Source organism: Paraburkholderia sp. CI3 (assembly GCF_050436505.1).
Taxonomy (GTDB): Bacteria; Pseudomonadota; Gammaproteobacteria; order Burkholderiales; family Burkholderiaceae; genus Paraburkholderia; species Paraburkholderia tuberum.
In genome coordinates, this window is sequence record NZ_JBNDMI010000003.1 from 1,228,862 (window position 1) to 1,243,261 (window position 14,400).

Sequence of the window (14,400 nt, forward strand, 5' to 3'; positions counted from 1 at the left end):
TCCCTTGCCGCAGACACCCCTGTGGGCATCGTAGCGAATGCGAGCGCGGCCGCTCCCGCAACTGCTGACATCGAAAGTCGTACGTACAGCTTATTGCATCGTTGTGACAGGTGGAATGTCGCCATTTGCCGTCTCCTTACCGTTGGTTACAACGGTAAGACCTTAGGGTTCCTTCATGAACATGGAGAGTCGCTCGCATTACAGTTGGCTGTCGTCGGACTGCCTGAACGCATTGCGTCCACGATAGGGCGATTGATTACTGACAAGTGTCCGAAACGGCCGAACCATGGCTATGAATGGCCGGTTATCGACGGCGGCGGCATGACATTTGCGCAGTGTTCCGGAAAGGACTCGCAGGTCGGTGTGCGCGTTTCGTTCAGAGTTTTCCGCGCGCGCCCTTACCATTCGACGATGGCCTCGTATCGAGTGCCGTCTTTTATCCGTCTAACGCTGCTCGATCGTCCCGACGCAACGGCCCTGCTTCGCGACGTCGCGTGCCCGACGATGATCGTCTGCGGCCGCGATGACAAATGGAGTCCGTTGGCGCATCACGAGGAAATGCACGCGCAGATTCGTGGCTCGGAGCTTCGCGTGATAGAACGAAGCGGTCACATGTGCACGATGGAGCGGCCCGACGATGTGACCGAAGCGCTGGTCAAATGGGCTCGGTGGGCGGCCGGGTTCGATACGGCTCGTTGATGATTGCTCGCACACCGCAATAGCGGTGGGATAAAAACATTGCAAGCGTATGACAGCGGGCGCGGTTGTTTATCGACGTGTAGCACCGTATGCTTGGATACGTCGCTTTCCGTTCGTCAACTTCGAGAAGGTCATTCAGTCATGAACGAATACTGCATGTTCAAGGGAAAACTGCTGCGCGCGGCGCCTTTCAAAGATTCGTATATAGGCAGTCCGCACTATGTGATCACGGTGACTGGCAACGACAACACACCATTCAACATCGTCGTCAATTCGGCGTCGACGCAACCGGGCGCAAGCGGTAACGACGACGTGTACTTCTATGCCGATCTGAACTTCGCCGATCCACTCACCGCGAAACTGCAGCCCCTGAACCTCGGCCTCTACACGAGCGGCTTTCCACGGCTCGATTACTTCCAGGACAGCAGCCTGCTCGACATTCACCGCATGCGGCCGGTCCCCTACGAGGATCAGAACGGCAACCGCGCCGACGTCAACGACATCATCGACGAAATCCTCACCATCGACGAAAGCAAACCGTCGCAAAGTCTGCCCTACGACAACGGCAGCGGCCAGTTGCACAACCGCGATTTCTGGACACCGACCACCGCGGGCATCGTGGTCTATGGGTTCGGCTTTCTGTTTCTGCCGAAGAAGGACGGTCTTCACGAGACTCACATGAATCAGGGCAATCCGCGTGGCCCGCATTACAACGAAAACGGCACGTTCCAGGACGGCGCGGTGATCGTGCAGCGCGCCGATGGGTTTGCCGCGATGTTTACCGCGTTTCAGACACAGTATTTGCCGACCAATGCGGCCGGCGATCCGGCGGCGAATGCAGTGGCGTTGCCCGTTTATATTCAGCGAGGTTGATAGCGTCGCTCGTGCATTGGGCAAGTGGAAACCGCCGCGATGCGCGAGAAACAGGATCTTGCCAAGGGGAAAATCAGATCGCGCACCAAAGTCCCTCGCGATACGAACGCACCGCGAGAGACGTCGCGTCGATCAGCGCGCGCTCGCGGCGCCTCGACGCGGAATATGCCGCTGCACCACCGCCAGCGCGATCAGCACGATGACCATTGCGATACCGAGCATCAGCAGGTAGCCCGATGCGCCACCGGCCGTGATCACCGCGGCACCAGCGAATGCGCTCAGAATCGCGCCGACGCGGCCGAACGCGAGAGCCGCATACACCGCGAGCAGGCACATGAAGAACGCGCCCCAGATCGCGACGGTGTCGCGCGAACGGCCATCGCGGAACAGCGCGGCAAAACCGACGTGTTTCTCAGCGCTTTGTTCGCGCACATCGGTGAAGCTCGCATCGGCCGACACGTCGCGCGCCATGCGCCGCAGCAGCTTCACGAGTTCGGGCCAGCGATGCGGACGGCGTGCCAGAAAAGCGGCGATTCCGGCAGCGCCGCGAGCGGGACGATGGCGAGCACGAGCGGCAGCACACCGCCCGCTACGAACAGACCGCGCCAGCCATAAACCGGCAGCACCTGGCCGGCGAACAATCCCGCGACCATACCGCCCAGCGGCACGCACAGAATGGTCGCCGTCACCGCGAAGGTACGAAAACGCGCGGGCGTGAACTCGGCGGTCAGCGTCGTCGACGTCGGCAGCGCGCCGCCGATGCCGAGCCCCGCGATAAAGCGCAGCGCCGCAATGGCCACGACGTTCGGCGCGAGACTGATCGCGCAGGTCGCCAGGCCGAACACGAACACGCTGCCGATCACCGCCCGCCGGCGGCCGATGCGCTCGTCAAACGTCAGATCGATCTCGCGCTCAGCATGGCCGTGCCCGACACCGACGAGATCACCGCGATCGCCCATTGCCGCTGGGAAGACGCGAGCTACGTGGTCGCCGCGCTCGATCATCCGCTGCGGCGCAAGCCCGACCTCACGCTTGCCGACACGCTGGGCGAACGCTGGGCGATTCCGCCACGCGGCACCGGCCCGTTCGAGCACATGCAGAGCGTGTTTGCCGAGCGCGGGCTGGGACTGCCGAACGTCGTCGTCGAAACGCGCTCGGTCACGGCGCTGAAGAGCCTGGTCGCGCGTTCCGGCTTTCTGAGCTGGATGGCGTCGACCATGTACGTGACCGAAAGCAAGGCCGGCGTGTTCGATACGCTCGGCGTCCCAGGCGTGGTCGGGCGGCGCACGTTGACCGCGTTCCGGCGGCGCCAGGGGATTCTGCCGAGCCCGGCGGTCAAGCTGCTGGAGCAGTTGCGGCAGTTGACGGCGGAGGGTATGACCGCGGGTTGATCGTTTCCCGCACACGCTGCCACTTTCTCGGCGTTTACCCGATAAGTAGATTTTATCGATTATTTATCAATAAATTCTCGTGTTAGATTCCGTCGCCATGCGTCGAGGAAACGAAGCAAGGAGAGCCGGATGGGGGTTTTGATTGGCGTGCCGATCGTGGCACCCGGCTTCGCATTGAGCTTCGACGCGCTGCTGGTGGTGACGATCGCGGGCGTCGCGACCGGGATAGCCGGCGGCTTGCAGACGGTGGAGATCGTCAGCGCGTTCGGCAAGGCATTCGCGGATAACCGCTACATGGGCCTGATCTGGCTCAAGCTGCCGGTCATCGCGCTGCTCGAACAACGGTCTGAAGGAACAGGCGCGGCATCTGATCTCGCGCCTGCATGCGGCCACCACCGGCCGCGTGCTCTCATCACGCTGGTCGGTACGCTGACGCTCAACTACGCGCCCTTCGTCGAAACGAAGAATCTGGTTTCTGCGGCACGCCGATGGCGGCGAACTTCAACATCGTCCCCGCCGCGCTGCTCGAACTGAAGGACCAGAACGGCGTGATCAAGGCGCAATCGCCGACCGCTTTACTATTGCTGATCGTCAACACCATACTGTTGTACGTGTTCGTATTCCGCTTCTGAGGAGCCGCCGATGACCACCCAGCTCACCCGCGAATTCGCGTCCAGATTCGCCAATGTCGCGCTCGCCCACCTCACGCGCGAATATCCGAACAAGCTCACGCACTCGCTTGGAGGACCGCAGGACGTACAGGGTCCGCGCGCCTTGCATCCGATCTTCTACGGCAGCTACGACTGGCATTCGTGCGTGCACGGCTACTGGCTGATCCTGCATCTGCTCGAACGCTTCCCCGATCTGCCCGAGGCCGCGCGCATCGTCGCCGTGGTCGACGAGCATTTCACCGCGGCGAACGTCGCCGGCGAACTCGCGTATCTGGAGCTGCCGCACAACCGCGGCTTCGAGCGGCCGTATGGCTGGGCGTGGCTGCTCGCGCTCGGCGCGCAGTTGCAGTCGATGAAAATCTCCGAAGCCGCGCGCTGGGCGAAGACGTTCGCGCCGCTCACCGAGGCGTTCGTCGAGCGCTTCGCGGAGTTCCTGCCGAAAGCAACCTATCCGCTGCGCGTCGGCACGCACTTCAACATGGCGTTCGCGCTCGCGCTGACGCTCGATTTCGCGCGGCAAACCTCGCGCGAATCGCTCGAGGCGCTGATCGTCAGCACCGCGGAGCGCTGGTATCTGGACGACGTCGCGTGTCAGGCATGGGAGCCGGCCGGCGACGAATTCCTGTCGCCGTCGCTGATGGAAGCGGAGTTGATGCGGCGTGTGTTGCCGTCGGCGCAGTTCACCGACTGGTTCGGACGCTTCCTGCCGGACCTCGGCGCGAAAAAACCGGCGACGCTGTTCGAGCCCGTCACCGTGACCGATCGCAGCGACGGCAAGATCGCGCATCTGGATGGCCTCAATCTGAGCCGCGCGTGGTGCCAGCGTGCGCTCGCGCGTGCGCTGCCCGCCGGCGACGTGCGTCGCACCGTGCTGTTCGATGCGGCCGAGCGTCATCTGCACAGCGCGCTGCCGCATGTGACCGGCGACTACATGGGCGAGCACTGGCTCGCCACGTTCGCGACGCTGGCGCTCGAAGCTTGAACGAACCGGGAACGAACTGAACCGGCTTTGAAGAGATAAAGCCGTGCTGATTGGGCGCTTCAATGCGAAGCGCCCTTTTTACTGCCCATTCAACAGTCCCTGCCTGCGGCGGTAAAATCGCGCAAGGCGATTGCGCCGCTTTAAAGGTGGAAGTTTGACTGAGTTCGAGCAGGGTTTCATTTTGACCCGACATTGGCGGGACACGCCCGCCGGCACGGAAATCGAGTTCTGGCTGGCCACGGACAGCGGGCCGCGCCACATCCGTCTGCGCCCTCAGCCGTCCGTCGCCTTCATTCCGGCCGAACATCGCGAACGCGCCGAAACGATCCTGCGCCGCGACGCGCCGCTCGATCTGCGTTCGCTCGAATTGCGCGACTTCCAGCATCGGCCGGTCAGCGGGCTTTACTGTGCGCAATACCGGCAATTGAAGGGCTTCGAGAAGCGCCTCAGAGAAGGCGGTGTCGATGTCTACGAAGCCGATATCCAGCCGCCCGAGCGCTACATGATGGAGCGCTTCATCACCGCGCCGGTGTGGTTCAGCGGCGTGCCGCAGCAGAATGGTCCGGGGCTCGATGGCCCCTGGCTCGACAGCGAACTCAAACCGTCCAACGAATATCGTCCGCCGTTGAAGCTCGTGTCGCTCGACATCGAAACGAGCGCGCATGCCGAGCTATATTCGATCGCGCTCGAAGGCTGCGGCGAGCGGCAGGTGTATATGCTTGGGCCGCCGAATGGCAACATCGGCAACGTCACCGACGCCATCGACTTCAAGCTCGAATACTGCGAAACCCGCGCACAACTGCTCGAAAAGCTGATCGAGTGGATGGAGCGGCACGATCCCGATGCGATCATCGGCTGGAACCTCGTGCAGTTCGATCTGAAGGTACTGCAACACCATGCCGAGCAGTATCGCGTGCCGCTGCGCATCGGACGAGGCGGCGCGGTGATGGAGTGGCGCGAACACGGCGTCACGCGCAATCACTTTTTCGCGGGCGTGGCGGGTCGTTGGGTCATCGACGGCATCGAGGCATTGCGTTCGGCGACGTGGAGCTTTCCATCGTTCAGCCTCGAATACGTGTCGCGCTCGGTGCTGGGCGAAGGCAAGGCGATCGACAATCCGTATCAGCGCATGGACGAAATCCAGCGCCGCTTCGACCAAGACAAGCCCGCGCTCGCGCGTTACAACCTGAAGGACTGCGAGCTCGTCACGCGTATCTTCGCGAAGACCGAGTTGCTGCCGTTCCTGCTCGAACGCGCGACCGTGACCGGCCTGCCCGCCGATCGCAGCGGCGGCTCGGTCGCGGCGTTCACGCATCTGTACATGCCGCGCATGCATCGGCAGGGCTATGTCGCGCCGAATCTCGGCGACGTGGCCGGCGCCGCGAGCCCCGGCGGCTTCGTGATGGATTCGCGGCCCGGGCTCTACGACTCGGTGCTCGTGCTCGACTACAAGAGCCTGTATCCGTCGATCATCCGCACGTTTCTGATCGACCCGCTCGGTCTGGTCGAAGGCATGCTGCATCCCGACGACGCGAGCTCGGTGCCGGGCTTTCTCGGCGCGCGCTTTTCGCGCACGCGTCACTGCTTACCGTCGATCGTCGCGCAGGTGTGGCAGGCACGCGAAGCGGCCAAGCGCGAGCACAACAAGCCACTATCGCAGGCGCTGAAGATCATCATGAACGCGTTCTATGGCGTGCTAGGCTCGACCGGCTGCCGCTTCTTCGATCCGCGGCTTGCGTCGTCGATCACGATGCGCGGCCACGAGATCATGCACACGACACGCGAGCTGATCGAGGCGCAAGGCTACGAAGTGATTTACGGCGACACCGATTCGACCTTCGTCTGGCTCAGGCACGCGCATGACGAGGAAAACGCCGCGCGCATCGGCCGCGCGCTCGTCGAACATATCAACGCGGCGTGGCGGCAGAAGCTGCAGGCGCGCTTCGGTATCGACAGTGCGTTGGAACTGCAATTCGAGCGGCACTATCGGCGCTTTTTCATGCCGACGGTGCGCGGTGCCGAGGAAGGCAGCAAGAAACGCTACGCAGGACTTACGGTATTGCCGGACGGCCGCGAGGACGTGGTCTACAAAGGGCTCGAAACCGTGCGCACCGATTGGACGCCGCTTGCGCAGCAGTTTCAGCAGGAACTGTATCGGCGCATCTTCAAGCAGCAGCCGTATCAGGATTACGTGCGCGACTATGTGCGCGATACGCTCGCCGGCCGGCTCGACGATCAGCTCGTCTATCGCAAGCAGTTGCGCAGACCGATCGACGCTTACGAGCGCAACGTGCCGCCGCATGTGCGCGCGGCACGCGTCGCCGATGAGTTCAATCGCCAGCAGGGACGTCCGCTGCAATATCAGAACGGCGGCTGGATCAGCTACGTGATGACGGTGGCCGGCCCCGAGCCGCTCGAAACGCTGCGCTCGGCGATCGACTACGAGCACTATCTGACGCGGCAATTGCAGCCGGTTGCCGACGCGATTCTGCCGTTGCTACGCGACGATTTCACGACGCTGATGTCGGGGCAGAAGCAGTTGTTCTGATCGTGGCGGCGAACGCGCGGCTGCGAGCATGGACGAATTGCCTACTTCACCATGGACGGGGGCTCGGCCTCTTCATCGGAGTGCGTGTTATGCACAGCAAAGGTGCGGCAGAGCGAGTTGCCGCGGGTCGCGTATCGCATGCTCCGCGCTCTCGAGGCCGGCGTGAATCGACGGCGCAATGTAACTGTGCCGCTACATCGGGGATGGCTAAAAATGTCAATCAGACACCGGTAATCCGTGATTAAAGGCGGAAAAAAACTAATCCCTAGTTTTGATTTTCAATCCTATCAACAGAATTAGAGCGCCGTCATAATTTGAAGTATTCTAATTTCTTCGGTTGTTCGCGCAATTGGCGGGATTTGCATTGTTGCTTGACCTAACCCTTTATTGTCCTATAGTGCCATTTGATCCGCCTCAGAAATATTGTGGGGGCGTGTGTGTGATATCCCTGAATCTGTAGCCCCAACGATCTGCAACGACAGGAGAAGATGCATGAAAGCAATCCACGCCGTCAAACTGGTCGGTACCGCCCTTCTGATTTCGGGTTCGATTCACGCCTATGCGCAGGCGAGCAACGCTAACGCCCCTGCGTCTGCCCCGACCACGACGCCCGAAGCCCGATCGCATTACAAGTCAATGAAAGCAGCGAACCGGGCGCTACAGCGTCAGGTTCGAAATGCACTGGTGAAAGATAGGAACATCTCAACGGCCAATATCACAGTTCGCGCCCGCGATGGTGCTGTCACGCTGCAGGGCAGCGTACCGCTTCAGGCAGAAAGCGACCGGGCAACCGAGGTGGCGAAAGGGGTACCTGGCGTAACTTCGGTCAGGAACGCGCTGTCGATCCGTCCTGTGGGCACCTGAAGCAGTCCTGGACCCCGCTTTGCAGGAAGGCCGGCGCTCTGACCGTGCATTCCATTGATGGCATAGCCAATGCGGCACATGGCGGCGGGCCGGCTCGACAGCCGGCCTTCGCTAGGTGGATATCTTCTCGAGTTCGAGCCCTTTCGTCTTCGGCCCCATCAAGCCAATCGCCAGCATCACGATCAGCATCGCGCCCGCGATGAACACGAACACGCCGGTCGTGCCGAAGTAGCGCAACACGGCCGCGATCAGAAAGGCCGTGAAAATCGCGGAAAAGCGGCTCCACGAGTAGACGAAGCCGACCGCGCGCGCCCGGATGCTGGTCGGAAACAGTTCGGCCTCACGATGGGTCGGCCGGAGTCCGGCCAGCATTCTAGCCGTGCGCGCGTTGCAATTGTTCGAACGTGGTGATTTTCCCGGCCAGCGCGCTCGCCGCGACCGTGTACGGGCTCGCGAGCCACACGTCGCCTGGGCCCGAACGGCCGGGGAAATTGCGGTTGATCGCGCTGATCGTCACGTCGTTCGGGTTGGCCGATTGTCCCGGTCCGCAGTTTGCGCACGAGCCGCAGCCAGGCATCACGAGCGTCACGCCCGCGCGCTCGAACACCGGCAGATAGCCCTGCTCCTCGCAATACGCGCGCACCGCCATCGTGCCGAATTGCAGATACAAACGCGTGCGCTCGGGCACCCGTAGGCCGTGCTCGACGCCCCAGCGCAGCACCTCGTGATAGAAATCGAAGTCCTCGCGCTTGCCCGCGGTGCACGAGCCGCCGTACGCGATATCGATCGCGACGTCCTGTTCGAGCCGCGGCGCCGGCACGCCATTGCCGGGGTCGCCCGGACGCGCGAGCATCGGCTCGATCGCGTTCGCATCGATATGGATCGTGTCGCGATAGGTCGCGTCCGCGTCGCTTTTCATCCAGCCTTCCAGCACGAAATCGACGCCGCGCCGCTCCTTCAGGAACGCGACCGTGCGCTCGTCCGGTTCGACGATGCCGGTGAAGCCGCCGAGTTCCGCGACCATGTTGGTCAGCGTCGCGCGTTCGTCGATCGACATCGCGCGCACCGCCGCGCCGCCGTATTCGAACACGAGGCCGATCGCGCCGCCCGAGCGAATCGCCTCCATCCGCAGCAGATGCAGCACGACGTCCTTCGCGGTCACGCCGTCGCGCAGCTGGCCGTCGATCTCGATGCGCAGCGTCTCCGGCACCTTGCAGCGCACGTAGCCCGTGACCCAGCTATTGGCGATTTCGGTCGCGCCCGCGCCAAATGCGAGGCAGCCGAGCGCGCCCGAATGCGGCGTGTGCGAATCGGTACCGCATGCTACCTGGCCCGGCAGCGCGTATTGCTCGGCCATCAACGCATGACAGATGCCCTCGGAGCCGGGCACACCATCGAGCGCGCCGTGCGAGCGCACCGGGTAGTCGCGCGAAAACGACGTGTGGCCTTCCATCAGATTCGCGACGCCCGGCAACAGACCGTCGCGCACGTGAGGGATGCTCTGCGGCGCGAGCACGAGATGATCCTGGAACGCGATGATGTGATCCGGCGCATGCAGCGGCGCGGGCTTGCCGAACGCCCGATGCATCAGATGCGCGCACATGCCGGTGAAATAGTCGTGGCTGAAGCGCCAGTCGGCGGCGATGAACACGCCGTCGCCGCGCTGCGCGCTCGCGGTGCCCGGATGCAGATGACGGTCGATGATCTTCTCGACCAGCGTTTTCGGCTCGGCGCCCGGCGCCTCGTTCGGGGCATCGCTCGCGCGGCCGCCCGGCGCGGGCCACTCCGCGAACCGGCTATACGCGAGCAGCCCGCCGCTGCGGATGATCTGCTGCGTGAGCGAGTCGCGGCCTTTCAGGAATTCGTCGATCGGCACCGCAACGCCTGCGAGCAGGCGATCGAGCACGGAAAAATCGGTCGTGGTCAGAATGCCGATGTTGTCGCAGTTCTGCTGATAGATACGCTCGAAGCTCTCGGCAACGATCAGGCGAATACCTGCGGACAACTCCGCGAGCGGGCTCGATTCGCGCGACGAGCCCTTGCCGTAGCGCTTGCCGGCCACCGTCACGCGAAAGCCGCCGTCCTTCACCGCATTGCGGCCGATCGGCAGACCCTCGCCGGCCTTGAAGCCGACGTACGGGTACTGGCCGAGGCGCTCGTCGTAGGTGAGCATTACGGTGACGGGCGTGATCTCGTCCGTCGACACGTTGTCGCGCAACGGCCCCGCCGTGTCGCGAGTGAAGTTTTCGCCGGCCAGTTGCGCCTCGATCACGGCCGGGTCTTGCGACAGGTACAGCACGCGGCCGTCCAAACGAATCGTATCGCTCATCACTGCATTCTCCTTGCGCTCACTATACGGTGCGCAAGGCAGATGCCGAAGTGCCGGTGCGGCAATGCTGCCGTCTCGTTTCGCGAATGCTCGATGGCGGAGCCGCGGCGCGGAGTGCGGGTGGTGGAATCGTCTAAGGCGGATTGCCGAGGAACGACACCAGCGCGGCCGCGCTCGCGCTCAACTGCTCGCGCGCCTTGAAGATGATGATCAGATGACGCTCCGCCCACGCATCGGCAAGCGGCAGCAGCCGCACATCGAGCGTGTTCACGTAGAGCAGGCCGACCGGCTCGGGCACGATCGCGATGCCGAGCCCCGCATGCACCATCCGGCACAGCGCATCGAGACTGCTCACGCGCATCCGCACGTCGAGCTGCCGGCCCGCGCTCGCCGCCTGCTGCGCGAGCAAGCGCGTGAGCGCGCTTTCGCTGCGCAAGCCGACGAAGCTCTCGTGCAACAGATCGTCGAAGTTCACCCGCGCCGCGCTGGCGAGCCGATACCCACCCGGCACGAGCACCGCGAGCCGGTCCTGCCGGTACGGCACCTGCTCGAAGGCCTCGCTGCCAGCAACCGGATTGCAGATGCCGAAGTCCGCGCCGTGTTCGTCGACGATACGCAGCACGTCCGCGCTGTTTTCTTCTTCGAGTTCGATCGCTACATCCGGGAAAGCGCGGCCGAACGCGGCCACGTCTTCAGGCAGAAACTGCACGATCGACGACAGATTCGCGACCACCCTCACGCGCCCTTTGACGCCCGCCGAAAAGCGCGACAACTCCGCGCTCATCTGCTCGATATTGCCGATGATCGCGAGCGCGTAGCGCAGCACGGTCTCGCCGACCGGCGTCACGGTAATGCCGCGCGACTGCCGTTGAATCACCGGCAGGCCGATCAGCGCCTCGATCTCGGCGATGCACCGGCTCACCGCCGACGACGCGATGAACTCGCGCTCGGCCGCGCGCGCGATATTGCGCTCCTGGCAAACGGCGACGAACAGACGCAGCGAAGTCAGATCGAGTTTCTTGAGCAGGTTTTCCATGGGACGAGGCGACGGATCTACGACAATGGCGGCAGATCGCTGGAGTCGTGGCCGTTATCGTCTCACGGCACGCGGTGTTGCGCCATTGCGCCGACAGCGGCCCTCACAGCGCATCATGAAAGATGATGCCGACCGTATGCCGATGTCCCGAGCGCAGGCGGCTCACGCCGTGCCGCAGATTCAGGCGATACGGCCCGCGCGTACCCTGCACGGGCCGGCTGTTCACGGTGAACACGACCGCGTCGCCCTTCGCGAGCGGCACGACTTCGGCACGCGACTGCATGCGCGGACGTTGCTCGGTCATCACGAACTCGCCGCCTGTGAAGTCGCGCCCCGGCTCCGACAGCAGTACCGCAACCTGCAGCGGGAACACGTGTTCGCCGTACAGATCCTGATGCAGGCAGTTGAAATCGCCCTCGCCGTATTGCAGGATCAGCGGCGTCGGACGCACCTGGCCGGCGTCATGGCAGCGTCGAATGAAATCCGCATGTTTCGGCGGATAGCGCACGTCGATGCTCATCGCCATGTTCCAGCGGTTCGCGACCGGCACGAGGTGCGGATAAAGGGCACCGCGCAAGCCGCCGACGAGCGACGGCAGCGGATACGCAAAGTACTTGTATTCGCCGCGACCGAAGCCGTGGCGCGCCATGACGACGCGGCTGCGATAAAGCGCGTCGCGTGTATAGAGCGCGCTCAGCGCGTCGCATTCGCGGGGCGTCAACAGTTGCGGCACGGCGGCGCAGCCGTACTGATCGAGATCGTGTTCGATCCGCGGCCAGTCGAGTGCGTCGACGCGTTGGTCGATCGTTTGGGTGGGAGCGATTGCGTTCATCGTCGATGAGTGGGCGGGGCGGGCTCGTCGCCCGCGCCATCAAAGTAGGTAGCTCGATGAACTTAGTGTACGAGTGTGGCGGCGCGAAAACACTCCGGGTCTTGCGGTCAAATTCGGCCGCACTGCACGGACGCACGATTCCCGCTACGCTGTCGGTATCGTTGCGGCCGCACTTGCCGCTGCCGCATCGCACTTCATTCCGCCTAGGACAACCATGAAACAGCAGCTCACCATCGATTTTGTTTCCGACATCGCCTGCCCGTGGTGCGCGATCGGCCTGTCGTCGCTGCAGCTCGCGCTCGCGCGGCTTCAGGACAAAATCGACGCGCGCATCGTCGTGCATCCATTCGAACTGAATCCGCAGATGGGACCGGACGGCGAAGACATCGTCGAGTATCTCGGCAAGAAATACGGCCGCACGGCCGCGCAGATCGCCGAAACGCAGGCGATGATCCGCGAACGCGGCGCGAGCGTCGGCTTCGATTTCGGTCCGCGCACCCGCACCTACAACACGTTCGACGCGCACCGCCTGCTGCATTGGGCCGGCCTGAAAGGCCACCAGTTGCCGCTGAAGCTCGCGCTATTGCGCGCGTATCATGCCGACGGCAAGAATCCGGGCAATCATGACGTGCTGGTCGAAGCGGCCCAGTCGGTAGGACTCGACGCCAACGAAGCGCGCGACGTGCTGACGAGCGGCGCGTATGCCGATGAAGTGCGCGAAGCGGAAAAGAACAATCAGGAAATGGGCATTCAATCGGTGCCGTCGATCATTTTCAACCGCCGCTATCTGGTGACCGGCGGCCAGCCGGTCGAGCAATTCGTGCAGGTGATCGAGGAGATCGTGGCGAAAGAGACGGCGTAAGGCTCATCGTCGAAGCGAAGCGTAATGGACGGCCCATTCTGAGCACCTGGCTCAAGCATGCACTCGCGAATGCTTGCGTGTTGTCTCTTCAACACATCTGAGCAAAGATAGCCTGGGCCCGTTGTCCAAGCCGTCCCGGCTGCTTGCAACAGGTCTTTCTTATCCCACTGCACGCGCCTTAAAGCCGCTTACAGATAGCTGCAAACGTAGTCCAGCGTTTCAACCACATCGATATCGAAGCGGCTCTTGCCAGGCACCGAGAACGATTCGCCCGCGCCATAGGTCTTCCACTCATCGCTGCCGTCGAGACGGATGCGGCATTTGCCCGCCTGCACTTCCATCAGCTCCGGCGCGTCGGTGCCGAAGTTCAGCGTGCCGGGCAGGATCACGCCGAGCGTCTTGCGCGTGCCGTCGGCGAACAGCACGGTGTGCGACACGCACTTGCCGTCGAAGTACACGTTGGCTCGTTTGACAACAGAAACCTGGTCGAATTGCGTTGCAGCCGTCATGGCGGTCTTCCTCTGGGTCATCGTGAAGGGAGGCGTTGCGGCCCGGTGGGCGCGGCAGACGGCGCGCGATCCGCGCAAGCCGCCCGCGCAGGGCCCCTGCCGGGCGCGAGCCCGCCATCATACATGGCTATTGATGGCGCCAATACGGTAAAGTCTGCCAGAATCATATAGACACCGACACAGACTCATTCGACCCATGCGCTCTCCCGCTCCTTCCGCCGGCGCCGTATTGTTGTTGATCGATCTGCAACGCGCGATCGATCATCCGAGCTGGGGCCAGCGCAACAATCCCGCAGCCGAGACGCAGGTGAGCCGCTTGCTCGTGCATTGGCGTAGCCGAAGCTGGCCGGTGTGGCATGTGCGGCACGACTCGACGGAGCCTGGGTCGCACTATCGGCCGGGTCAGGCGGGACACGAATTCAAGGCGTCGAACGTGCCGTTGCCCGACGAACCGGTGATTGCGAAACGCACGAATAACGCGTTCATCGGCACGGGACTCGAGGACCGCCTGCGCGCCGCCGGCCACACGACGCTGGTCGTGGCGGGTGTCATCACCAACAACTCGGTCGAGGCCACGGTGCGGATGGCCGGCAACCTCGGTTTCGATACGTATCTCGTGGCCGACGGCTGTTTCACTTTTGCACGGACCGACTGGAACGGAACGCCGCGCAGCGCCGACGACATTCACGCGATGTCACTGGCCAATCTCGATCACGAGTACTGCACGGTCGTCACGACGGACGCGCTATTGGGCAACGGGCAACCGCAATAGCCGCAACGTCGATCTGCTGCGCGGCGAGCGAC

The 14,400-nt window shown here is 63.2% G+C and carries 11 protein-coding genes and 5 pseudogenes; 10 read left to right on the top strand and 6 right to left on the bottom strand.

All coding sequences use genetic code 11. The features are described 5' to 3' along the window. Window positions 1–21: 21 nt before the first annotated feature. Complete coding sequence (locus OKW29_RS14260; RefSeq protein ID WP_429291515.1) at window positions 22–699, top strand: alpha/beta fold hydrolase; 678 nt, start codon at window positions 22–24, stop codon at window positions 697–699. Between the two features lie 141 nt (window positions 700–840). Further along, window positions 841–1,572 (top strand): DUF2278 family protein, encoded by a 732-nt coding sequence (locus OKW29_RS14265; RefSeq protein ID WP_429291516.1) that lies wholly within the window; start codon window positions 841–843, stop codon window positions 1,570–1,572. A gap of 132 nt (window positions 1,573–1,704) precedes the next feature. Here OKW29_RS14265 and OKW29_RS14270 read toward each other — a convergent pair. After that, window positions 1,705–2,513 (bottom strand): annotated as a pseudogene (locus OKW29_RS14270) (MFS transporter); the annotation flags it as partial. Here OKW29_RS14270 and OKW29_RS14275 point away from each other — a divergent pair. The 6 genes and pseudogenes from OKW29_RS14275 to OKW29_RS14300 all read left to right on the top strand — a co-directional run. After that, a pseudogene (locus OKW29_RS14275) lies at window positions 2,448–2,963 on the top strand (LysR substrate-binding domain-containing protein); the annotation flags it as partial. The pseudogenes OKW29_RS14270 and OKW29_RS14275 sit on opposite strands and share 66 nt — an antisense overlap. 129 nt (window positions 2,964–3,092) lie before the next feature. Further along, a pseudogene (locus tag OKW29_RS14280) lies at window positions 3,093–3,372 on the top strand (5-oxoproline transporter, DUF969 family subunit); the annotation flags it as partial. A gap of 58 nt (window positions 3,373–3,430) precedes the next feature. Next, window positions 3,431–3,595, top strand: a pseudogene (locus OKW29_RS14285) (5-oxoproline transporter, DUF979 family subunit); the annotation flags it as partial. A 10-nt stretch (window positions 3,596–3,605) separates the two neighbouring features. Next, entirely contained in the window at window positions 3,606–4,616 is a 1,011-nt protein-coding gene (locus OKW29_RS14290; protein ID WP_429291517.1) for a DUF2891 domain-containing protein, read from the top strand. 154 nt (window positions 4,617–4,770) lie between these two features. After that, the gene (locus tag OKW29_RS14295; protein ID WP_429291518.1) at window positions 4,771–7,164 is read left to right on the top strand and encodes a DNA polymerase II; all 2,394 of its coding nucleotides are present in this window, start codon (window positions 4,771–4,773) and stop codon (window positions 7,162–7,164) included. A gap of 492 nt (window positions 7,165–7,656) precedes the next feature. Then, the gene (locus OKW29_RS14300; protein WP_184064654.1) at window positions 7,657–8,028 is read left to right on the top strand and encodes a BON domain-containing protein; all 372 of its coding nucleotides are present in this window, start codon (window positions 7,657–7,659) and stop codon (window positions 8,026–8,028) included. A 111-nt stretch (window positions 8,029–8,139) separates the two neighbouring features. On the opposite strand, the pseudogene OKW29_RS14305 reads toward OKW29_RS14300, so the two are convergent. The 4 genes and pseudogenes from OKW29_RS14305 to OKW29_RS14320 all read right to left on the bottom strand — a co-directional run. Continuing rightward, window positions 8,140–8,370 (bottom strand): annotated as a pseudogene (locus OKW29_RS14305) (MFS transporter); the annotation flags it as partial. 31 nt (window positions 8,371–8,401) lie between these two features. After that, window positions 8,402–10,357 carry an aconitase family protein gene (locus tag OKW29_RS14310; protein ID WP_429291519.1) on the bottom strand — a complete coding sequence of 652 codons (1,956 nt, stop codon included), beginning with the start codon at window positions 10,355–10,357 and terminating at the stop codon, window positions 8,402–8,404. 133 nt (window positions 10,358–10,490) lie between these two features. After that, a complete protein-coding gene (locus OKW29_RS14315) occupies window positions 10,491–11,393 on the bottom strand; it encodes a LysR family transcriptional regulator (protein WP_429291520.1) in 903 nt (300 codons plus the stop codon). Window positions 11,394–11,496: 103 nt separating this feature from the next. Continuing rightward, entirely contained in the window at window positions 11,497–12,225 is a 729-nt protein-coding gene (locus OKW29_RS14320; RefSeq protein ID WP_429291521.1) for a 2OG-Fe(II) oxygenase, read from the bottom strand. 214 nt (window positions 12,226–12,439) lie between these two features. Between OKW29_RS14320 and OKW29_RS14325 the strand changes: the two genes are divergently transcribed. After that, the gene (locus tag OKW29_RS14325) at window positions 12,440–13,087 is read left to right on the top strand and encodes a DsbA family oxidoreductase (protein WP_184025548.1); all 648 of its coding nucleotides are present in this window, start codon (window positions 12,440–12,442) and stop codon (window positions 13,085–13,087) included. Window positions 13,088–13,275: 188 nt separating this feature from the next. Here the strand turns inward: OKW29_RS14325 and OKW29_RS14330 are convergent, their stop codons facing one another. Next, window positions 13,276–13,596, bottom strand: coding sequence for a pyrimidine/purine nucleoside phosphorylase (locus tag OKW29_RS14330; RefSeq protein WP_008917257.1), 321 nt, complete (start codon window positions 13,594–13,596; stop codon window positions 13,276–13,278). A 229-nt stretch (window positions 13,597–13,825) separates the two neighbouring features. Between OKW29_RS14330 and OKW29_RS14335 the strand changes: the two genes are divergently transcribed. Further along, window positions 13,826–14,368 carry a cysteine hydrolase family protein gene (locus tag OKW29_RS14335; protein ID WP_429291522.1) on the top strand — a complete coding sequence of 181 codons (543 nt, stop codon included), beginning with the start codon at window positions 13,826–13,828 and terminating at the stop codon, window positions 14,366–14,368. Window positions 14,369–14,400 lie beyond the last annotated feature (32 nt).